The organism is Solibacillus faecavium, assembly GCF_014836905.1.
GTDB classification, from domain to species: Bacteria; Bacillota; Bacilli; order Bacillales_A; family Planococcaceae; genus Solibacillus; species Solibacillus faecavium.
Genome location: NZ_JACSPZ010000002.1, coordinates 78,988 through 100,171 on the forward strand (window position 1 = coordinate 78,988; position 21,184 = coordinate 100,171).

Below are 21,184 nucleotides of genomic sequence, written 5' to 3' on the forward strand. Positions count from 1 at the left end.
AATCTGATGCCACCCTTATTCAAAAAAGCGGGCGCAATTATTGAACACGCTCATTATTTCTACTTCACTAACGAAGGCTATTTTTCAATAAAAGAGTAGCTTTTTTATTTTATTAACACTCGTATGCTACATATTAATACATAGTCTGGTTTAGTTATAGAACCATCGTTTTTAACAATCTTTTATGAAATTTACCAAAAAACGCTTTGGGTGCGTGTTCTTATACCGTAAAAAGTATATAATTCTTAAATAATGGGTTGTAATAAGTGTAAGGGAAGGGAGGGATTATTAAATGATGATATTCCTGAATACATTTTCGATGAAATAAGCGTTTTATTAAAGCTCTATAAAGTAAAATTTAAATAACGTCAGCGCATTCACCCAGAATATTATTTTATAGGACCTATGTAGCGTATATTTTAAAACCGTGTTATGTTATTTAAAGAAATACAATAATTACAAGCAGCGTGTTTTTCAAAAGCATTGACAAGATGAAAATTAGCAATTACTCAAAGGAGAACAACAATGTATAAACTCAATTCAAACACAGCTATTCATCCGACGTTACAAAACTATTTAGATGTCTTACCTTTATTCCATTCGATGTTACCAGACTTAGCTATCGGATTAACTGAGACAGAAGAATGGATCGCTTACTTTCCAGGGCGAAAAATAGATATAGGAGCGAGACCAGGTACTAAAATAAATCCACAAGAACCTCTAGCAGATTGTATTAAAAACAACAAATTAATACAGGATGAAGTTCCACCGGAGTTCTTTGGACTTCCTTTTACCGGCATAGCTGCACCTATATTAGATAATGGTCAGGTAATTGGAGCACTAGCGATTCAATTACAAAAACAAAATGAAAAACAACTTAGAGCGATTTCAGATGAGATTGTACAATCACTTGAAAAAGCTAATAACCGTGTTGTATCGATCACAGATAGCTCAGAAGGTCTCTCAAAAATCAGTGATAAATTGTTAGAACAATCCACTCATGCAATGGAAGAAGTGAAAAATACAGATGAAGTATTAAATTTCATTAAGAGAGTTGCTGATCAAACAAACCTTTTAGGGTTAAATGCCGCTATTGAAGCAGCAAGGGCAGGGGATAAAGGTCTTGGCTTCACAGTAGTTGCTAATGAAATAAGAAAACTTTCTTTTGAAACCGTTTCTTCAACAGAAAAAATAAGACAAACACTAACGAACATCCAAAATTCCGTGAATGAGATTACAGCTTCTATTCAAGAGGTTGTGGTTGTTGGACGTGAACAAGCATCCTCTACTGACGAAATTTCAAACATTATGACTAAGATTGAATCTATGAGTAAAGAGTTAAACAAGTATGCTTCCGAATTATAAAAATTAGGAACGTTAAAAAAATACATATAATATGGATTTCCAAAAATAAAAGCGAAGTAGTACCTTAAACAAGGAGCTACTTCGCTTTTAACTTATAATTAATGATTAAGTTCGATCATTTATAGTAAAGTTTGATAAAAATTTGTTTGAATTGATTAAGCGCTATGTGTATGAATTACATTGGCACTTACCTGAAGAAACAAAACGGGATGCAATATAGTGGCTTGATTCACTCCTCCTCTAATTGAAATGACAGTAAAAAACATTTTAAAAAGAGAAGGGGAACAATTTGATTACGGAAACCTTCATCAAGATAATTCGTTTAAATGAAAAACATTGGAAAATAAGGAGGACACTATGAAGAGAATTAATTCTATTCTTTTAAGTTTAGGTATTGTAGTGATTGGCATAATCGTATTGTTTTTATGTGTATATCTTTTACCTATCCTTGCCCAGGAAGCAGCTACTGTTCATCCGGAAGTCGCCTACTTGCAATATCCTATTTTACTTGGATTATACGCAACAGCAATCCCATTTTTTTATGCGCTTTATGAGTCAGTGAGTATGATTTATGTGATTGAACGCAAATCATTATTTTCAAGCAGCATTATAAAAGGGTTAAATTATATTAAATATTGTGCATTCATAATTATCGCTTTGTACGTAGCAGGATTTATTATACTTGATACGGCAAATGCATTCCCGCCAATCATGGCAGTTGCAGGGGTAGTAATTATTGCCGTATCAATAATGGTAGCAACCGGAGCAGCATACATTAAAAATATTTTGTTGAAATTTCCATTATCAAATCAACAGTAGAATATAAAAAATAGTGATTAAGGAGATGGTGTTGTGAGCGATATAGATAAACGAAATAGATTAAAAGAAGAGCCATTCACTTATCAAATAACTAAAAATGGAACAGTAGCAATTAACTTTAAAGGTAAGCAAATTAAAATTGTAAAGGATAAGGAGGCAGAACGTCTTATAGCAAGAATTAAAGCAGTTGAAGATAATATATTAGAAGTACAGTTATTGTTAGCGAAAATTACGGGTAACTTTAAACATGGAAACGAAAAATCCGGAAAGAGTAAAAGAAAATAAATATGGTAATGTAAAACATTGAGGGTGGGGCAAAAGTAGAGATCTCATTGAATAGAAGAAATCCCTTATTAAGGGCCATGTCCTCGTAACGGAGAACAATTCTGGCAGTAGCAGAAAAATACCGATCTTTCCTATTGGGAGATCGGTATTTTTTGTTTTGTACAAAGCTCTTTTTATTTGGGCTGTCTTGAAAGTATGCTATTTAATAAACTCAATTAATTTTTCCGTCATTTCTTTGCCAACTGTATAAGCTGTATGGGTATCTTCGGTGTTCATCAAAGTGCTTGTTTCACCTTTTTCATGTATCCATAGATGAAAATACTGTATATTTCCGTCCTCATAAATAATGTTCATATAATATTCTGGATTAGTCATATCCGCTATGCCATTTACTTTTATACCACTCATAATTATAGTTTTTAACGTCTCAATAGAACTATCTTCAAGAACAATTTTGTTGCTTCCATTAGTTTTTGAAATACTAATTTCTTTAATTTGCCCATTGATCTTTATTGTTGGAACCTCTTCTACCTCTGACTGCTGTTTAAGTTTATTTCCACCACTGTTTATTGTACTGCTTTCATTTGTTTGGCAACCAAAAAGTAGCGTTGATGTAATAGTCAGTGATAAAACGAGTAACATTATTTTTTTCATATAATAATCCCTCCATAATTGTTAGACGGAGTTAACCCCCTGAAAGTTACATTTAAAAATAAAGTTTACAAGTATTTCTGCATACTTTACTATTATGTTATACGATATATCGCGACACATAATAAAAAGGAGTGATGAACATGTCCTATAATGGTGGACCGATGACAGAGGCAATGTATTACGTCTTATTAGCGTTAATACGTCCAAACCACGGATACCAATTAATGCAATCAATTACAGATGTATCGCGCGGACGGTTAAAAATGGGACCAGGCACATTATACGGAGTTCTTTCACGTATGCAAAAGGACGGTTTAATTGTTCTGGCAAAGGATGATGGACGAAGAAAAACGTATGAAATTACGAAAGAGGGCGAGCAGGCATTACGTGTGGAGTACGAGAGGTTGAAGTCTTTAATTTATGACAGCCGCATTTTAGAGGAGGGAAACGATGAGTAAAATTGTACGTAAAATTCGACCATCTGAATACTGGCGCATCGGTGAGCATGAAAGCTATTTCTCCGATATGTCTTTAATGGGGCTGCACCTTCATAAAATAGGGACTCATTTTATTCATTTTAAAAAAGGGGAGCCGAATCGGATTGAGTATCGCATGGAAGTAACGAAGAAAAAATCCATTTCGTATGAACAAATAGATTTGTATGAAGAGAATGGCTGGGAACATGTAACAAGCTATCAATATTTTCATGTCTTCTCATCGCCGGAAGAGAGCAATGCACCCGAAATACATACAGACCCGGCGGAACAGGCTTATACGTTACAGCAATTAAGTAAAATTCTTCTCGTTAATTTAATCGCAATGTCATTGATAGTACCATTATCAATCGGTCTGCTGAGCGCTACTTGGTTTTTGGATGGAACACCAGTTTTACGATTAGTAGAAGGTCGTATGATTCAGCAAAGTATCATGGGTATCATCCTTCTTTACTATGTGTATTACTCTATAGGTGCAGCAAGGGCAATCCGTTCATTAAAAAGAGATTTAAAGGAAGGAAAAGCAATAAACCATCATGCCCCATGGCAAAATAGTTTGCATAAAAATTCTGTTCTTCCGTTTATATTTTTTGGAGTAGCGCTTGTCAGTACTATATTGCCAGTGATGCAATTAATAAAGATGGATACTTATACTCTGCCACAAGAGGATATAGGCTTACCGATTGTCCGTTTGGCTGATATTGAACAGAATCCTTTACTTAAACGTGATGAATATTATATCGATGAAGTGGATTGGGCAAACCGCTACTCGACGAATTGGGGGATTTTTGCACCTGTACAGTATGAGGTAGATGAAAGTGGTATCGTTGAAGATAAGGTATGGTTAGATGACGGTAGTACATATTCTCCTACTATCACTTCGAAAGTTTATAAACTAACCTTTCAATCTTTAGTAGAGCCTTTAATATCCGATTTAATAAAGTGGCATTCGTATGAAAAGGAAATGGATTTATATATAGAAAGAAAACATGCCACACTCGATAAACTAATGGTATATGAGGAAAATGGTATGAAAAAAATAGTTGCTGCTAAAGGTGACGTAGTCATGTACGTACGATACATCGGTTATGCAGAGTTTGATCTAATTATAGAAAATATTGCCCAAAAATTAGCAACGTCTGCTGAAAAATAGATGAAGAATATCCAAATTTTTGAAACGAAAGCTGGACTTGAAACGTAAACGTATAAAGAACTTTTAGGAGGGATTGTTATGTCTATACAGGATCCACTTTCGTTCGGTACATATTTTATTAATAATGAATTTAAAACAATTTATAACGCTACTACTGCGGATTTCCACACTTTAATATCTGTTGATGATTTTATTGAAGTTGGGAAGGAATACAATAAAGGTGTAACACATTATGAAATTGCCCATCAATTTCAATACGATGACATCACTCAATTTGTCTGGCTAGATAATCAGAAGAAAAAAGCAATCGTCGTTGCATTTGATGTGGAAAATGTCATTCAAAGTCTTTATTTAAAGCCATATGTTACATTTCCTGAAACGGATCAGAAACTTACGAAAAATAAATATCGTATGCCCATTGAACAGGAATGGTTTGTATTTTGGGGCGGTACGAATGAATTCGTCAATTACCACTATCCATATGAACAGCAGCGGTATGCCTATGATCTAATTATCATGAAAGCTGGCAGAAGCTATACGGATTCACCGACATTGAATGCTAATTACTATGCCTTTAATGCAGATGTTGTAGCTCCATATGCAGGGGAAGTAATAACAGTTGTCTCAGACATAAAAGATAATGTACCTGGGGAAATGGATGAAGAGAATACTGCAGGAAATTATATTGTCATTGCCCACCCTAATAAGGAGTACAGTATGATTGCTCATTTTAAGAAAGATTCAATCGTTGTAAAACCCGGGGATACAGTAAAAGAAGGGCAACTGCTTGGTCAATGTGGGAATTCAGGCAATTCGTCGGAAGCGCACATTCACTTTCAAGTAATGGATAAAGCCGATATGAACGAAGCAAAATCGATTCGAATTCAGTTTCAAGATGATTATGAACCAATACAGGGCGATACAGTTAAGCCACTGCCTATTAAAGATCATTCTGAAGAAAAGTTTGATAAAGTCGAGAATTCATTTTCAATTGTTGAAATGATACAGATGATACCTAAAGTAATCGGTCAATTATTTAAGTAGAACAGATCCAGAAGAAGGAGGTTGAAAGAATGACGAAAACTGTACGCAAGTTAAGACCTGCTGATTTTTGGAAAGTCGGAGAACATGAGAGTTGGTTTTCGGATATGTCCGAACAAGGCCTCCATATATATGATATTGGTACCCATTTTGCTAAGTTTAAAAAAGGCGAACGAAAGCAAATGGAATACCGATTGGAACTGGCGAAGGATAAATATATTTCAAATGACAAAATCGATTTATATAAGGAAAATGGCTGGGATTATATAGCGAGTGACCGATACTTCCATATTTTTTCAGCCCCGACTGAAAGAAAGACGAAAGAGGTAGAATTCCATTCGGTAGAATATATGGCTGTATTAAAATCACTTCAGAGAAAAATGCTGCTGAATCTACTTGTAACAGTAGGAGGGGTAGCATTAATACATTTCATATTATACAGATTTTGGTTCCTTGATAATACCAAAATATTGCTTTTAATTGACGGGGGCTTAGAAGTTACATTAATTTTAGCTGTAATTAATTCCTTATATATAATATCTGGTTTTAAAAGCTGGTGGGGAATTACTCGGGTACGTAAAAAATTAATAGAAGGTGAATTGATCGATCACCATAAACCTTGGGAACTCTCTTTTTTATATAATAAAATTACCTATATATTTAATATCGTAATTGCAATAATTGCTATAATTATCCCGATTTACCAAATAACTAAAATGGATCATTTGACGTTACCGAGGGAGGATACGTCATTACCGATTGTCAGACTGGAGTCGATTGAAGATAATCCGAATTTAGTAAGAAAGGAATGGGGTAACTATGTTAGCGTTAATTGGAGTGCTTTTGCCCCAATCATATATGAGACTGTTGAGAATGGTGAAGAAAAAACAGGGGAATGGACTGATCCAAATAACTCATACGCACCAATAATATTCTCAAATATTTATCAGCTACGTTTTCAATTCCTTGTGGATCCTTTAGTAAAAGATTTAATGAAAGAAAGTAATTATGAAAGCAATGATAAAAATATTTTTACTGAAACAACACATAAAAAATTTGACCAACTTCTAATTCATGAAGGAGATAAAGTTAAAGAATTTATTTTCGTAAAAGAAAATGCCGTAATGTATATTTCCTACAATGGACAGGTAAATGCAGATGTCATAATAGATGAGGCTGCTGACAAAATCAGCTTACTGACAAATAAATAAATTGCTTAATGAAAAAAATAGAGGAATGAATTTCCGTTATTTTTAAAATAACATAAAAAATAACGGAAATAAGGGAACGGAATTCCGTTATTGACCTAAAAAACATGAAATTTCATGATTTTATTTAAAATAACGGTAAAACGTTCCTTTATTTATCCTTAAAATAATCTACATCATTCAAATAACGGTAAAATATTCCCTTATATGCTATAGTGATGAGCCAACAAAAATAAAATGTATGTAGCTTCCTTCGTCTTAATTATGTTAAAATAACTAAAAATTTAGAAAACGAAGGTGAGGAAATGGAGAATATCGTATTCTTTATTATTGCATGTGTGCTGTTAATTATTTTGCCGGGCCCTGATACAGCCATTGTAACGAAAAATACAATCGTCAATGGACAAAAGGGCGGCTTTCAGACGATGCTCGGATCATGTGTAGGCTTAACTGTTCATACAGTTGCTGCGGTTGCCGGATTATCAGCCCTTATCGTTAAATCTGCTATAGCATTTACTGTGTTAAAGTATGTAGGTGCCGCTTATCTATGCTATTTGGGGATAAAAACATTGCTTGCTATGCGTGTGAAAAAAACAGAGATCGATGAAGTTCCGACGATCGAAGCAAAGGGGAATTCCTATTTTAGGCAAGGGTTGGTAACGAATATTACAAATCCTAAGGTGGCGGTATTTTTCCTAACATTTTTACCTCAATTTTTAGCAGCAGGCAGTGAGCCATTTTGGCCTTTCTTAACAATGGGTATTATTTATATTGTACTTACGTTTGTATGGTTTGCTGTTTATGTATTCTTATTAAACAAAATACGTAATTTTATGAAAAAACCATCTACACAATCAGCTATTGAAGGGTTAACTGGTGCAGTGTTAATCGGATTTGGTATGAAACTTGCATTAGAAAAACAGTAAATCCTAAAAATCGATTAATTGCTACTTAGGCATTTAATCGATTTTTTATATTTTAAAGGTGGATTATTTATAATGCCTGGAACGGTCGCATACTTTTTTAATAGGTAGGGTATAGATACCTAATCTTATAGAAAAAGGGTGAGACTTTATGGGGTTATATATTGTCATGTGGATTGCCTTGATTGCCGTAATTGTCGTCAATGCATTATCCAATACACTACCAATAAACGGGGTGACAGCAGCTGAAATTTCGAATAGGCTGGATGTACTCTTTACACCAGCTGGCTATGTATTTTCGATTTGGTCACTCATTTATCTATTATTAGTAATTTGGTTAATTGCAATTTACAAAAAGGTGAAAGAAAACCGTTTTAAATCAAAAGTAGGCTTTTTATTTATTTTAAGTTGTGTATTTAATATTGCTTGGTTATTTAGCTGGCATTATGAGCAATTCATTTTATCTATTATTGTTATGTTTTTATTACTGTTCACACTCATTGCGATTTATTTACAGTACAACAATCAAGAAAAAGCCTTATCTGAACGCTTTCCATTTTCATTTTATTTAGCGTGGATCTCAGTTGCGACAATTGCCAATATGAGCTATGTATTAAAATATTACAATGTGGACCTTGGTATTTCGGAAGTAGCCGGTTCTATTGTACTTGTAGCAGTTGCAGTCATCCTCGGTTATTTGGCAGTTGCACTTTCCCATGATATTTTCTTTGTTTTAGTAATTGTTTGGGCATTAATCGGTATCGCTGTCAAAACAGACGACACTACAATGCAATACGGAACGATCGCATTAACGATCATATTAATTATTGCATCGCTCATTCGTTATATGCGTAATAAGAAGTTTGCTTAAGAATAGTGAACTAGATAAAATAGGGACATTTCTTTCGTTAGAATTTAGAAGTGAGATACTCAAATTTCTACAAAGAATGTCCTTTTTTTATGCTTGAAATGTTTATAGATTTATTTTTTATAGAAGAAATGAAGTTGTTCGGAGAGAAGGCGGCGACTCCCAGGAGACAAGCAAAATTTTTTTTGCGACGAGTAATCGCAGGAGCACGTGGGAGAGCGCAGGGAACAAAAGCTAAAAACGCCACGTCCTGTGGCAACGCTTTTGTGACCAACATCGTGTTGGCCTCGTGCCCCCAGGAAAGCGTCCGCCGTAACGGAGAACAACGGCTACTAAGGAGACACAATAATAAAACCGTACAAACTTTACTCATCGTAAAATTTGTACGGTTTTTGAAGTTGAGGGGATTATCCTAGCACATTTCGATATTGCCATATATATTTCAGTTGTAAATCATTTAAAAAACACAATCGACATAAAGCCCATATAAAAACATAAACCAACAGCGAAAGTCATAGCTGCTGAAATTATAATAGGAAGCTGTTTAATATAGCTTACAATGACCAGCCCAATAAATAGGACGGTAAGTAAGAAAAAGCCTAAGCCGATTCCAGTCATTTGCAAATATGCCCGCATGCCTGTCTCAACCGAGCTACTATAAAAAAGCTCAAAAAATGGTGAAATTTCCTGTACAGTAAAGCTTGGTGGCTGTTGTTCACTGAATAGCGCTGTAATGAACAAAATAATGATCAATAAAGTAGTCTCCATTATGACCCACGTACGAGGCTCAAATAACGGCTTTTTTATATTCAGTTTAATTAATAGCGCATTGGCCAAAATGATTACGGTAAGGGGTACAAGCAATGCATGTTTAATAAATAAAAATTGCCCGTAATTGCTTGACCAGCTTGTTATATAGCCAGGAACAATCGCTTCAGTCATCATCACACCGCTTAATGCAATTGCTGTAAGAGACACAAGTGCGACCGGTGAAAACCATTTTAAATAAGCTTCCCAATTTGCCGCGTCTTTTGAGAAGAAGCTAATCATGATTAAAATACCGAGCCAAACACTTACAGCAAGCAAATGAACAAAGTCGAAAATGGAACCAACAATGCCTGACATCGACCCTGCGTGACTAATATAGCCAATTGCAGCCATAATTGCGATAAGGACTAAAATTCCCATCACAGCACTAAGCTTCGACTCATGTTTTACATACATTCGAACGATTAATAGTAAAATAATCGTGAAGCCAACAATGGCAAGCCATGAATGTCCGACTTTAAATTTTGATAGGAGCATCCATATTGAGGCGAAAAATCCGAATTGCGGCGTCAATATTGTAAGCAATTGTAAATTAGGAACAAACGATACAATAGGTAAAGCAATCGTACTGATCATTAACCATTTTTTTGAAATATAAACTTGCGGACGTAACGAAGTGGGGATACAGCTTAGAATAAATGTCCCCATTAAAATCGATAAGCCTATATAGAGCAGAAATTGGCTAAAAATCGTTATAGCTATCATTTAGTCTTTTTCCGTGCTAAAAGTATTATTATACTAATGAAAATAATAGCTAGTAACATACCGCCAACGACCAGCAACGGCATATTATTTTTATCATCCTCTACACTTACGGGTTCAGATTCAGATACATCAACTTGTGCCGAATCTTCTACTTCAGCCTGCTCAACGTTCTCTTCAGCTTCCTCTGTTTCAGGTGCATTGACAGTAAAAGAAAACTCTCCTGATAATGGATGTCCGTCTTCACTTATACTGTTCCACTGAACTGTATAATCACCATTCGGTAAAGGGTTATCAAAACTACCAGTTAACACACCATCTACTAAAGTCATATTGCTAGTTTCCATTTGCTCGCCATTAGCTGTAATGACTTTAAATGTGCTACCTTGTTCGATTTTACCGGCATATGTAAGCGAAATAGATTGCAGCGGTTCTACAACAACTTCGCCATTTTCCGGTTTTGTCGTATCCAAATAAGTATGTGCTGCAGCATTTGGAACGAATAAAACTAGTGCAGCTAGAATCGATAATAATATTGTTTTCATATTATAATGATTCTCCTTTCAAGTTTTTTTCACTCACCCATCATTGTAGCTGAAACATGAAACATTTTCATCATTTCGGTTTTGAAAACCTATTAATCCAAATAAGATAAGTAATAGATGGGTGCTATGCTATAATAATTTGAACTATTCATAAAGGAGATTACGATGCAGTTGGTTGAAAATATCTTTTTACGGGGCAACGAAAAAGCGGTTTTACTTTTACATAGTTATACAAGTAATGCGAAGGAAATGCAGTATTTAGCAAAAGAGCTTCATGAGGAAGGTTATACATGCTATGCACCAAACCTGGCAGGACACGGTGCTACACCTGAGCATCTATTTGCAAGTTCCATTGAAAAAGTAGCAGCCGGCAGTAGAGAGGCTGTTAAGTATCTAATTGAGCAAAAATATGAAACAATCTATTTGATTGGTCAGTCTTTAGGTGGTGTGTTAAGTATTCGCTTGGCCAATGAATTTCCGCAAATTAAAGCAGTTTGCATTATTTCCTCGCCTATATTGGAACGTCCAGCGGCAGAGCTAGAAAAAAGGGCGGCCCATTTTTCAAAGCGGTATTTAAAAAATAATGGAAGCACGGAACATGAAATACAGGAGTTTATGAGTCAACACTTTCCAAGACCTATCGAAAAATTCATTGCCTTTCAGCAATTTATCGTCCAGTCCGGAAAGGAAGTACACGCGATGAAGCAGCCGTTGTTTTTAGCAAAGGGCGGGTTGGATGAAGGGGTATTTCATAAGAGCATTGATTTAATCGAACAGAGGGTTAACGGAAATATTGTCTGCAAAAAGCTATATAAAAATAGTGGACATCTTATTTCATTAGGAAAAGAACGTGATTTGCTAGCAGAAGATATTTTAGATTTTTTAAAGAAAATTGAAAAAAGAACTGTTTAAAGTTACCTTTAGACAGTTCTCGATACCATACTTATTCTTCTTCTTTATTAAACCATAATGGATCATTATCATCGATATCACCATTATAATTAATAAAAATTTCTTCGCCAGCTTTAATATCTTTGTAGGCAAAAAAATCGAATGTTTCATTTTCAAAGTTTATTTCATACGTAGCATTTGGCGTATAAGAATGATTAAATAACATCCCGTAGCCTAATAATATCGCAGATCGGCCTACACCGAACTCAAATGCATAATCTGCAAGACTGGTTTTTTCAATATGTTTATGCTGCTCATTCGGGTAACTTAGGACAGGAGCCTGGTGGAATAAAGTGCCTTCCGGTATTGCTTCTTGCGCAAAAACACCGCGAGTATATTCTCCCTCACTAATTGGGGAATTTTTTATTTCAATCATTTTTTCGCCTTCTATCTTTTAAGATTCTACTCTACTGTAACACGGATGTTGTAAGAATGGTTGTATTCTAGCTTATTTGCTGAAAAAACGGGAAGGAGAGGTTATTATCGTACAAAAACTACAATTTGAAGCGGCATGGGATAAAACGATTGCAAAACAAGACCGCCTCAGTATCGAACAATTATTTCATCATTCTAAAGATGAAGAAACGGATGAGATTTCGTGCTGCTTCGTACGAAAAGCATTAAATCATCGGCAGCAGCTGCTCCTAACAGTACTCATTCATAATAGAAGTGAAGAAGTGCTAAATTTTCAAAATAGAGAAGTTACCTGCACAACAGCTAAGGGTGTTTTTGCAAAAGCATTCACCATTCCAAAACTGAATATTCCTCCAAATACTTCAATGCCATGGACCTTTATTTTTGATGACTATGAAGATTTCCTATTCACTGAACTTTTGCATGTGGATATTCAATAATTTATTTGAAAACTAGGGGAGGGGCGTCATATCGTTTGACAACCCCCCGTTATTTTAAACTTTCCACAAAGGCTAATAGGTCACGAGCATCTATAATAGTAAATGGTTCTAGCCTCCCATTATTTTCAATAAGAATGACTTCCTTTATTGAATCAATATATAGAAAAAATGAACGATCGGCCCCTGTGAGATACAGGTCAAAAACAATTTCTTTTTTAGTATTTGGCAAGTTAGGAATTAATTTTTTTCGATAATTTTCTTCGTCAAGTAGCTCAAGCAGCTGCTTTTTTTGTTCTTGGTTTAAATTAATAGTTTCTCTTTCAAAGAGTGCAGCATTTTCAAATTCTTCACCGACAATAACCGCAGGAAGCGATTCCATAATGGAAGTCGGCTGTTTAAAGTAAAATAAAAAAACTGTAAAGCCTACAACGAACATGACTCCTAAGCTTAATCCATATTTCTTCAAATAATCCCTCCATCAATTCTCCTTAAATTAACATTTCTTTATATGTATATAATACCGTTAACTCGCCTTAAAATAGATAAATTATTCTTGAATATTAGAAATGATTTTACTAAAAGGAGCGGTTTTTATGCATTTTAATAATGTAACGATTGCAGGTAGTGGTGTTTTAGGGAGTCAAATAGCATTTCAGTCCGCATTTTTCGGCTTTAATGTAAGTGTTTATGATATAAATTCTGGAGCTATTGAGGCAGCAAAAGGGCGTATGGCAACATTAAAAACAACATATGGTGAGTATTTTAATGATACTAACCGTGCTGAAAAAGCATTCAGCAGTCTGAAGTTTTTCACTGATTTAGCGGAGGCAACAAAAGATGCGGACATCGTAGTAGAAGCAGTACCAGAGCGCATCGAAATTAAACAGAGTTTTTATGAAAATCTTGGGAAAGTAGCGCCTGAGAAAACAGTATTTGCTTCAAATTCTTCTACTTTTTTGCCAAGCCAATTTGCAGCGTATACAGGTCGTCCTGAAAAATTCCTTGCATTGCACTTTGCCAACTCCATTTGGCAAAACAATACTGCCGAAATAATGGGACACCCGGGAACAGATACAAAGTACGTGGAGCAGGTGGCGGATTTCGCCCGTGCAATCGGCATGATTCCGTTTGTGCTGAAAAAAGAGCAGCCTGGCTACATTCTAAACACATTACTAGTTCCATTTTTATCTGCGGCAATGGAGCTTTGGGTAAAGGATAATGCCGATCCGCATACAATCGATAAAAACTGGATGATTTCAACGGGCTCACCTCGTGGACCATTTGCCATTTATGATATCGTTGGAATGGAAACACCATATAACCTGAATTTAATGCGTGCAGAGCATGACCCGGCTGCAAAATTTGTTGCCGACAAAATAAAACGTGAAATGATTGATCAAGGCAAAATGGGCATTTCAACAGGTGAAGGCTTCTACAAATACCCAAATCCAGCCTATATGGATCCGAGTTTTTTAAAATCGAATTAACATTATTTTTGCGGTGCACATCATGAAAGGTTAACGGGTTCGGTTGATGGGGAGAAAATGCTGAAAATTAAAAAACGCACAGGGTTGTCTGTGCGTTTTTACTTGCCATATTCTATTATAGTGACTTCTTTAACAATCCCGTCCGTTAACTGTATTATAAACTAGTTGCAAAATTAGCACCGAACCATAGGAAAAAAACCACTATGCTCACGTTAATTACAGTCAAAACACTTGCTATTATAGGTATAATTTTCCCTTCCGATTTTGAGAATAAAGCAATGATGCCTATTACCACTGAAACGACTAAGCTCAATAATATTAACAAAAGCCAAGCCCCTGTGAATTTTCCACCTGTCGCAGTCAAAATCAGGTCCAATAAAAGCATAAATATAGCGCTTAAAACACTTGTGATTAAAAAGACATAGCTCTTCCAAGTGTATCGTTTATTCGATTCCAAATGAGCACCTCCTGGTGAAATTTGACTTTCGTTCTATCAAAAAACTCCCACATAATCTGACTCCGTTTGTTGAGCAAGCCGACTTCGTATATCTCTATTTTATCATAAAATAATTTGTTCCCTTCAATGTATTCAGTTAATTTCAAAGTGATTTCCCGACATCCAATTAACTTGCTTATTAGCATCAGAATTAGCACTGTAATTCGCAACAGCACCTAATATTATGCGGTGTTGTGAATTACCTTGCTAATTGCTATACAGATTCACCCAAATTTCAAGTCATAACGTTGATATAGCAACAAAAACAAAGACGCCAATTCATATGCGAGTTGCGTCCCCAATTTGTATGCTATTTAATGTTTTTCCCCCGTGTTCCGATTCCGAACCCGTTATGAAAAGGTGTGCGCTTTTTTATTTTGTAGTCACATTTAGTGCTACTTACAGTATACTGGAAAATGAGGTGATTTTATGGAAATGATGAATCAATTTAATTCGGCAATATGGATATCCTTTGTGACGCCGATTTTCTTAATAAGCTGTCTATATTTTACGCTTTCTTTTTTACAGCATATGAGAAGCGGCAACGAGCAGCTTTTAAATTATAACAAGTGGGGCGCTGTATTATCGCTCGCTTTTGCGCTGCTTGTCCCAGCAATCTATAATATTTATTTTTATTATCAAGTAATGCAGTAACAGGGATTACATAAGAGGAACAGGAAAGTCACGAAACGCTGGTGAAGCAGCATTTCGTGACTTTTTTAAGTGTTCTTTGTTAAATCTTGTTAGTTGGATGTAATAAAATTGGTGGTGCTGATGGATATACAGTATCAGTAGGTTTCCCGAAGGATACTAATATTGATGGTACGGAAATTCAACAACTAGTTGAAGATTCGATTAAAAATATTTCTGAAAGAGAAACAACGGGCGAAGAGAAAGTAAAAATGACAATTAAGATTGAAAAATATTAATTGTTTTTATTAGGACTAACCCTTGTTAAAAATAGAAGGAGAAATTCCGCTTATTAAGTAAATAAATTAAAAAAGCACCAAAATAAGGGGAGGAATTCCGTCTATTGATTAGAATAAACATCAAAGGTACTGGTATTAGTGTACATAAGCGGAATTTCTACCCGTATTTTCAGTGAAACGAACATATTTTTTTAAATAAGGGGAAATCCTCCGCTTATTTAACTCTCTGTAATAGTTTAAAAAGTTCTGTATTAATAATCATTCATAGGTGATTAAGCGATTTTTCTTAATTTCCATAAAAAATATAATGTAGGCATAATTAAAAGAGCAGAGGTGATAATTCCACCTTGCAGCGATGTATAAAGTGCAATTATGCCAACTAATGGTCCACCAGCTACTTGGCCAAACGCATCCAATTGACCGTACAACGAAAGCGTAGTTGCTCGACCTTGTGAATGTAGTTGTTTGTTCGTCATGACACTTATTAATGGATAGTTCACTGCTCTAAGTGATGCGATTACCCAGTATAAAATTGCCGCTACTAAAAACAGTTCAGTAATTGCGAAGTATACCATCGCAATTATAAGCAAGCTATTAAGTAACACTAAAATAATGGCAAAACGCTCTTTTACATATGTTTCTATAATTTTAAGTAAGCCAATATTTAGTAAAAAAGCAACTGCATAAAAAGCACCAAACCAATAAATTGCATGTTCTTCATTCATTTCAAAGCCTTCAATAAAATGAGGACCCCAAAGTCGGTCAAAACCCTCACTAGCAAAACCGGTAAATAACGTAATTGCCGCAAGACTAATTAATATTTTATTTCCTTTAATTAGTGAAAGACTGTCTTTTAGCGCTCCATTCATTTGTTGAATACTAGAAGAGTCCTCACTCACTATACTTATAAATTTTGTTTCGGGTATAACTTTTATCGAAATAATCGCAATTAAAATAAGGAAGCCACCCGCAAGTAATATGGCTATTTGCACTGTAAAAACAATAGCGATCAGCACACTCATAATGATGCCCAAGAAACTACCTAGCGAGCTGAATTTCGCTCCTTTTAATAAAGTAATATCAAGTTCTTTATTTTCTAATTCATCTGCAATCCAAGCCGTTTCTGCGCCACTAATAAACGTCCATCCAATGCCCCATAAAGCAGCACCCATCGCAATTGCCCAAAATGAAGGAATACTACCTTCTAAAAGATGAGCTGACCCGATAATGAAAGTCCCAATAATTAGTGATTTTTTACGTCCAAAAATATCAGCAACTAAACCAGTAGGTATTTCAAAAAAAAGAATGGCCAACTCCATAATTGTTCCAAGTAATACTAACTGCAATGGATTTAGACCTGCTTGCGATACATAGTAAATAGCATTTAGTGTAAAAACAATTTGAATACAAAACGAGCGAGAACTCGTCATTACATAGTAAGCAGTTTTAATGTTCAATTTAATGACCTCCGAATTTATCGAGTAATGTTAACTCTCAAATCGGAGAATAAGTGACAAAACTATTTTAAACCAACATACCCTCCGATTCTTTGATGATCGTAAAAGTAATGACTGTCATATTCCTCTCTCCTTTAAATGTGATTACAAAATTATACCATTAAATACCAATAATAGTGCCTATTTTATTGATTACCATATGGTAAAATATAGGAATATTTATAGGTAAGATTTAATTACCGCTTGATTAGAATATCGAACACAACTTCAACTCTTTCTCGGTAACTATAGAATGCATCTTCCAACTTAATAAGAAAGAGACTCAAGGAGGGAATTATGAATTACATACAAAAAATGCGGAAGCTAATAGGAAATGAAATGCTTATGACTGTAGGCTGCGGCATTATTATTGAAAAAGATAATCAGATTTTATTACAACATCGAAAAGATCATGATGTTTGGGGAATTCCGGGTGGCGTTATGGAACCAGGGGAAACTTTTTATGAAACTGCTATGCGTGAAACTTTAGAAGAAACAGGGTTAAAAGTCGAGCAATTAAAGTTGTTTGGTCTTTATTCAGGTGAAGAGGGATTCTCACAATATCAAAATGGCGATAAAGTTTTTAGTGTGCAGATCATTTTTTATTCAAATTGTTTTTCTGGTGAGTTACTTCAAAGCACGGAGGAAAGTCACGAGCATCGGTTCTTTTCACGAAATAATCTGCCTCATTTGAACTCACATCAAGAAAGGTTTATACATGATTGGGTTACTCGAGTAAATTTGCCGGTAATAAAATAATTCTGCAGATGAAGAGCGATTGGCATGCAAAGCACCATTAAAATTAAATAACTGTTAAAAATTACATTGTAAAGCGTTTTAATACACTGATTCGCTAAAAACATATTATTCCTGTATGAATTGTTTAAATTCGCTATTGACTTTGGGTAAATGCCTCTGTAAACTTACGAATTAAGATTACTGAATTGCAAGAAAATTCTATTACTTATTTAAAGGAGCAGGTATGATGACAGCAGTTGCACACTTTGAAGAGATAGCCCTTCAACTCGCCACTCAGTTTGCGAAAACTGCAGTGAAACGGGATAAAGATGGGGGTAATGCAAAGCACGAGCGGGATTTAATACGAGAAAGCGGGCTTTTAAAACTTATAATTCCGACTGAATACGGTGGTTTAGGTGGTAATTGGCATGATGTATTTAATGTTATAAGAACTTTCGCCCGTGTAGATAGCTCGCTTGCACATGTGTTTGGTTACCATTTTATTAATCTAGTTACACCGCATTTATGTGGAACTACGCAGCAAAAGGATCACTATTACAGAGAGACAGCTAAGCATAATTACTTTTGGGGAAATGCTTTCAATCCAGTAGATATTAAGCTAAAAGCTGAAAGAACTCCGACTGGTTATGTATTAAACGGGATTAAACCATTTTGTTCAGGCAGTGTCGATTCGGATATTTTATTAGTATCGGCTTTACTGGATGGCCAAAATGAACCTTTGTTGGCCGTTATTCCGAGTAATCGGATAGGTGTAGAAATAAATGGAGACTGGGATAATATGGGGCAACGGCAAACTGATAGTGGGTCCATACAATTTCAGCAGGTGGAAGTGCTTCCTTCAGAAGTATTGCAACGCGGTTTTTATGCAAGCGAGTTTTCGCAGCTCCGCCTAAATATTGCAACATTTGTATTAAACCATGTGTATCTTGGTATTGCAGAAGGTGCATTGAAATCAGCTCTTTCTTATACAAGAGAACAAACAAGACCGCGTACAATGACACAGACTTCTGCAATTGAAGATCCAATCATTCAACATCACTACGGACAGTTTTATGTACAGATTGAAGCAGCGAATTTGGTTGTAAAAAAAGCGGATCAATTACTGCAGCAGCTATGGGATCATCCTGAAACGATAACAGCAGATGACCGAAGTGAACTGGATAATGCCCTACAGACAGCGAAAATATTTACTACGCAGGTTGGGTTAGATATTACTTCCAAAATATTTGAAGTGATGGGAAGCCGGTCTACAGCGAGTCATTATGGATTTGATCGCTATTGGCGCAACCTTCGAACGATGACATTGCATGTTCCAGTCGATACATCGCTTCAAGCATTAGGTAAAAAATTTTTACTGGGAGAGTGATTTAATGGTTCAACTATTAGAGCGCACAGTTCAAGAACCGGAATTACCAATTTTGGAACAGACTCAGAAGAAAACAAAAATTAAAGTGCATAATATTGATTTTAGCTATGATGACAAGACAAAAATACTCAATAATATTCAGCTCGAAGTAAAAGAAGGTGAATTCCTTGTATTTATGGGACCTTCCGGATGCGGGAAGAGCACATTACTTCGGATGATTGCTGGCCTGGAGCCGTTTTCCCATGGTGACATTGAAATTAATGAAAAATCAGTAAGGCAAACGCACCCAGATTGTGGTGTAGTATTTCAGGATTACTCGTTATTCCCTTGGTTGACTGCACAATCCAATGTCATGCTTGCCTTAAAACAGCGCAATAAGAAAATGCCGAAAAAAGAGCTCGCGCATATTGCAGAACAATATTTAACACTCGTTAATTTAGGGCATGCCATTAAAAAATATCCTGGTCAAATGTCAGGCGGCATGAAGCAGCGTGCAGCTATTGCAAGAGCTTTAAGCTTCGGCTCAGATCTGCTGTTAATGGATGAACCATTCGGGGCACTGGATCCGGTAACCCGTATAAAGCTTCAGGATTTAATCGTTCAAATTAGTGCTGAGCAAAAGCGCACAGTAGTTTTTGTAACACATGATGTCGATGAAGCGATTTACTTAGCGGACAGAATTATCATTTTTGCCCCTGGAAAAAACGGTGCAGTTACAAAAAGCATCGAAGTACCGGTTCAGAAAAAAGGAACAAATCGTCAAAAACTCTTTGAGGACCCGCAATTCCGGGCATTCCGGGAATCATTATTAAACGAAATGAATGAGCAAATCATTAACAGTTTAAAAACAGAAATAACTGATGGAGCAGGAATTTAGGAGGATGGATAATGCAAAAAAGTAAACTGAAATGGCTGGCATCTTTAGCAATAACGGCAGGGATACTTGGTGCCTGCGGGGATGAAAAGCAAATTTCACAAGGCAAGGCGTCGAATGATTATGAAATTACTGTTGGATTAAGTCAATCTGCGGGTGGAGTGTTAGTCGATATAGCTCACCAGGAAGGTTATTTTGAAGAGGAAAACATCGAGGTGAATCGGGTAGGCTTTGCGAATTCAGCAGATGGGCTAAATGCTTTGCAGGCTGGGAAAATTGATGTTGGCTTAACATTTGGTACTGCAGGTCCCTTAACATTTATCGCCAATGGCTCCGATTTTTCGATTATTGGAGGACATTTGGAAGGCGGTCATCCGATTTTAACGAAAAAGGAAAATGCCGGACAGTATACATCTCTTGAAAGCTATAAAGGAAAAAAAGTAGGTACAATCCGAATTTTCACTTCGGATATAGTGTTCCGATCAGCGCTTGAAGATGCAGGTATTGACTGGAAAACAGACTTGGAAATAATCGAATTTAAAACAGGTAGTATGCTGCTTGAAGCTGTAGCATCCGGGAAAGTGGATGTTGCCATATCTGCCAACTCATTTTATGCACAGGGTGTTGAGATGGGGCTAGAAGCAGTTGCTTGGAGCAATGACTTACAGGAAGGTCATGTTTGCTGCCGTGTTGTAACTCGTTCAGAATTATTGGCTGAAGACGATGGCGAAGCGTATAAGCGATTTTTAAAAGCAATAATCCGTGCAGAGCGTAAAAAAATTGAAGATCCTGAAGCTGCCATTACCGCTGCGAAAGAATATATGAATGTTGATGAAGAGGTAATTAATAAAATTGTTAATGAATCACATTCCCATTATTCTTCAGATCCTAGTAAAGAAAAAGTCGTTCAAATGTGGGAACAAATGAAGGAAATTGGCTATGTAGAAAATGTTGACGACATTGATGTGAATGACTATGTCAATATCGATCTTTATGAAAAAGCATTAAGTGAATTAATCGAACAGTATCCGGATGATTCTTATTATAAAGAGCAATTAGTTCGTTTCAATGAACAAAACATTTAAGT

Annotated in this window: 25 protein-coding genes; 18 read left to right on the forward strand and 7 right to left on the reverse strand. The window is 35.7% G+C overall.

From position 1 onward, the window contains the following. Positions 1–525: 525 nt before the first annotated feature. The 3 genes from H9635_RS03865 (at position 526) to H9635_RS03875 (ending at position 2,469) form a co-directional block, all read left to right on the forward strand. The gene (locus tag H9635_RS03865; RefSeq protein ID WP_191698839.1) at positions 526–1,365 is read left to right on the forward strand and encodes a methyl-accepting chemotaxis protein; all 840 of its coding nucleotides are present in this window, start codon (positions 526–528) and stop codon (positions 1,363–1,365) included. A 357-nt stretch (positions 1,366–1,722) separates the two neighbouring features. Beyond that, positions 1,723–2,184 (forward strand): DUF2975 domain-containing protein, encoded by a 462-nt coding sequence (locus H9635_RS03870; protein ID WP_191698840.1) that lies wholly within the window; start codon positions 1,723–1,725, stop codon positions 2,182–2,184. Between the two features lie 33 nt (positions 2,185–2,217). Beyond that, complete coding sequence (locus tag H9635_RS03875; RefSeq protein ID WP_191698841.1) at positions 2,218–2,469, forward strand: hypothetical protein; 252 nt, start codon at positions 2,218–2,220, stop codon at positions 2,467–2,469. Between the two features lie 198 nt (positions 2,470–2,667). On the opposite strand, the gene H9635_RS03880 is transcribed toward H9635_RS03875, so the two are convergent. Continuing rightward, positions 2,668–3,123 (reverse strand): hypothetical protein, encoded by a 456-nt coding sequence (locus H9635_RS03880; protein WP_191698842.1) that lies wholly within the window; start codon positions 3,121–3,123, stop codon positions 2,668–2,670. Between the two features lie 140 nt (positions 3,124–3,263). Here H9635_RS03880 and H9635_RS03885 point away from each other — a divergent pair, with 140 nt between their 5' ends. The 6 genes from H9635_RS03885 (at position 3,264) to H9635_RS03910 (ending at position 8,813) form a co-directional block, all read left to right on the forward strand. Beyond that, the gene (locus H9635_RS03885; RefSeq protein WP_191698843.1) at positions 3,264–3,581 is read left to right on the forward strand and encodes a PadR family transcriptional regulator; all 318 of its coding nucleotides are present in this window, start codon (positions 3,264–3,266) and stop codon (positions 3,579–3,581) included. Next, positions 3,574–4,770, forward strand: coding sequence for a DUF2812 domain-containing protein (locus H9635_RS03890; RefSeq protein ID WP_191698844.1), 1,197 nt, complete (start codon positions 3,574–3,576; stop codon positions 4,768–4,770). Before H9635_RS03885 ends, H9635_RS03890 begins: the two co-directional genes overlap by 8 nt. A gap of 78 nt (positions 4,771–4,848) precedes the next feature. After that, positions 4,849–5,814 (forward strand): M23 family metallopeptidase, encoded by a 966-nt coding sequence (locus tag H9635_RS03895; RefSeq protein WP_191698845.1) that lies wholly within the window; start codon positions 4,849–4,851, stop codon positions 5,812–5,814. A 29-nt stretch (positions 5,815–5,843) separates the two neighbouring features. After that, positions 5,844–7,022 carry a DUF2812 domain-containing protein gene (locus H9635_RS03900; protein ID WP_191698846.1) on the forward strand — a complete coding sequence of 393 codons (1,179 nt, stop codon included), beginning with the start codon at positions 5,844–5,846 and terminating at the stop codon, positions 7,020–7,022. A 302-nt stretch (positions 7,023–7,324) separates the two neighbouring features. Continuing rightward, positions 7,325–7,945 (forward strand): LysE family translocator, encoded by a 621-nt coding sequence (locus H9635_RS03905; RefSeq protein WP_191698847.1) that lies wholly within the window; start codon positions 7,325–7,327, stop codon positions 7,943–7,945. Between the two features lie 148 nt (positions 7,946–8,093). Then, positions 8,094–8,813, forward strand: coding sequence for a TspO/MBR family protein (locus tag H9635_RS03910; protein ID WP_191698848.1), 720 nt, complete (start codon positions 8,094–8,096; stop codon positions 8,811–8,813). Positions 8,814–9,263: 450 nt separating this feature from the next. Here the strand turns inward: H9635_RS03910 and H9635_RS03915 are convergent, their stop codons facing one another. Next, the gene (locus tag H9635_RS03915) at positions 9,264–10,343 is read right to left on the reverse strand and encodes a copper resistance D family protein (RefSeq protein WP_191698849.1); all 1,080 of its coding nucleotides are present in this window, start codon (positions 10,341–10,343) and stop codon (positions 9,264–9,266) included. Further along, entirely contained in the window at positions 10,340–10,885 is a 546-nt protein-coding gene (locus tag H9635_RS03920; RefSeq protein WP_191698850.1) for a copper resistance CopC family protein, read from the reverse strand. The genes H9635_RS03915 and H9635_RS03920 overlap by 4 nt, the downstream gene beginning before the upstream one ends. A 165-nt stretch (positions 10,886–11,050) precedes the next feature. On the opposite strand from H9635_RS03920, the gene H9635_RS03925 reads away from it, so the two are divergent. After that, positions 11,051–11,797, forward strand: a complete 747-nt coding sequence (locus H9635_RS03925; protein WP_191698851.1) for an alpha/beta hydrolase — start codon at positions 11,051–11,053, stop codon at positions 11,795–11,797. A gap of 31 nt (positions 11,798–11,828) precedes the next feature. Here H9635_RS03925 and H9635_RS03930 read toward each other — a convergent pair whose 3' ends face one another. Next, entirely contained in the window at positions 11,829–12,212 is a 384-nt protein-coding gene (locus H9635_RS03930) for an SET domain-containing protein (RefSeq protein ID WP_191698852.1), read from the reverse strand. 76 nt (positions 12,213–12,288) lie between these two features. Here H9635_RS03930 and H9635_RS03935 point away from each other — a divergent pair, with 76 nt between their 5' ends. Next, positions 12,289–12,690 carry an SLAP domain-containing protein gene (locus H9635_RS03935; RefSeq protein WP_225231109.1) on the forward strand — a complete coding sequence of 134 codons (402 nt, stop codon included), beginning with the start codon at positions 12,289–12,291 and terminating at the stop codon, positions 12,688–12,690. Between the two features lie 49 nt (positions 12,691–12,739). On the opposite strand, the gene H9635_RS03940 is transcribed toward H9635_RS03935, so the two are convergent. Beyond that, entirely contained in the window at positions 12,740–13,156 is a 417-nt protein-coding gene (locus H9635_RS03940; RefSeq protein ID WP_191698853.1) for a hypothetical protein, read from the reverse strand. 127 nt (positions 13,157–13,283) lie between these two features. On the opposite strand from H9635_RS03940, the gene H9635_RS03945 reads away from it, so the two are divergent. After that, positions 13,284–14,177 (forward strand): 3-hydroxyacyl-CoA dehydrogenase, encoded by an 894-nt coding sequence (locus H9635_RS03945; protein ID WP_191698854.1) that lies wholly within the window; start codon positions 13,284–13,286, stop codon positions 14,175–14,177. Between the two features lie 154 nt (positions 14,178–14,331). On the opposite strand, the gene H9635_RS03950 is transcribed toward H9635_RS03945, so the two are convergent. Beyond that, positions 14,332–14,634, reverse strand: coding sequence for a hypothetical protein (locus H9635_RS03950; protein ID WP_191698855.1), 303 nt, complete (start codon positions 14,632–14,634; stop codon positions 14,332–14,334). 468 nt (positions 14,635–15,102) lie between these two features. Between H9635_RS03950 and H9635_RS03955 the strand changes: the two genes are divergently transcribed. Both H9635_RS03955 and H9635_RS03960 read left to right on the forward strand, forming a co-directional pair. Further along, positions 15,103–15,327, forward strand: a complete 225-nt coding sequence (locus H9635_RS03955; RefSeq protein WP_225231110.1) for a hypothetical protein — start codon at positions 15,103–15,105, stop codon at positions 15,325–15,327. A gap of 86 nt (positions 15,328–15,413) precedes the next feature. Beyond that, on the forward strand, positions 15,414–15,602 hold the full coding sequence (locus tag H9635_RS03960) for a hypothetical protein (RefSeq protein WP_225231111.1): 189 nt from the start codon (positions 15,414–15,416) through the stop codon (positions 15,600–15,602). A gap of 272 nt (positions 15,603–15,874) precedes the next feature. On the opposite strand, the gene H9635_RS03965 is transcribed toward H9635_RS03960, so the two are convergent. Beyond that, positions 15,875–17,059, reverse strand: a complete 1,185-nt coding sequence (locus H9635_RS03965; protein ID WP_191698856.1) for an MFS transporter — start codon at positions 17,057–17,059, stop codon at positions 15,875–15,877. A 354-nt stretch (positions 17,060–17,413) separates the two neighbouring features. Here H9635_RS03965 and H9635_RS03970 point away from each other — a divergent pair, with 354 nt between their 5' ends. From H9635_RS03970 to H9635_RS03985, 4 genes are all read left to right on the forward strand, one after another. Then, entirely contained in the window at positions 17,414–17,857 is a 444-nt protein-coding gene (locus H9635_RS03970; protein WP_225231112.1) for an NUDIX hydrolase, read from the forward strand. A gap of 226 nt (positions 17,858–18,083) precedes the next feature. Beyond that, positions 18,084–19,223 (forward strand): acyl-CoA dehydrogenase family protein, encoded by a 1,140-nt coding sequence (locus H9635_RS03975; RefSeq protein WP_191698858.1) that lies wholly within the window; start codon positions 18,084–18,086, stop codon positions 19,221–19,223. 4 nt (positions 19,224–19,227) lie between these two features. Further along, positions 19,228–20,100, forward strand: a complete 873-nt coding sequence (locus tag H9635_RS03980; RefSeq protein WP_191698859.1) for an ABC transporter ATP-binding protein — start codon at positions 19,228–19,230, stop codon at positions 20,098–20,100. A gap of 11 nt (positions 20,101–20,111) precedes the next feature. After that, a complete protein-coding gene (locus H9635_RS03985; protein WP_191698860.1) occupies positions 20,112–21,182 on the forward strand; it encodes an ABC transporter substrate-binding protein in 1,071 nt (356 codons plus the stop codon). Positions 21,183–21,184: the final 2 nt, after the last annotated feature.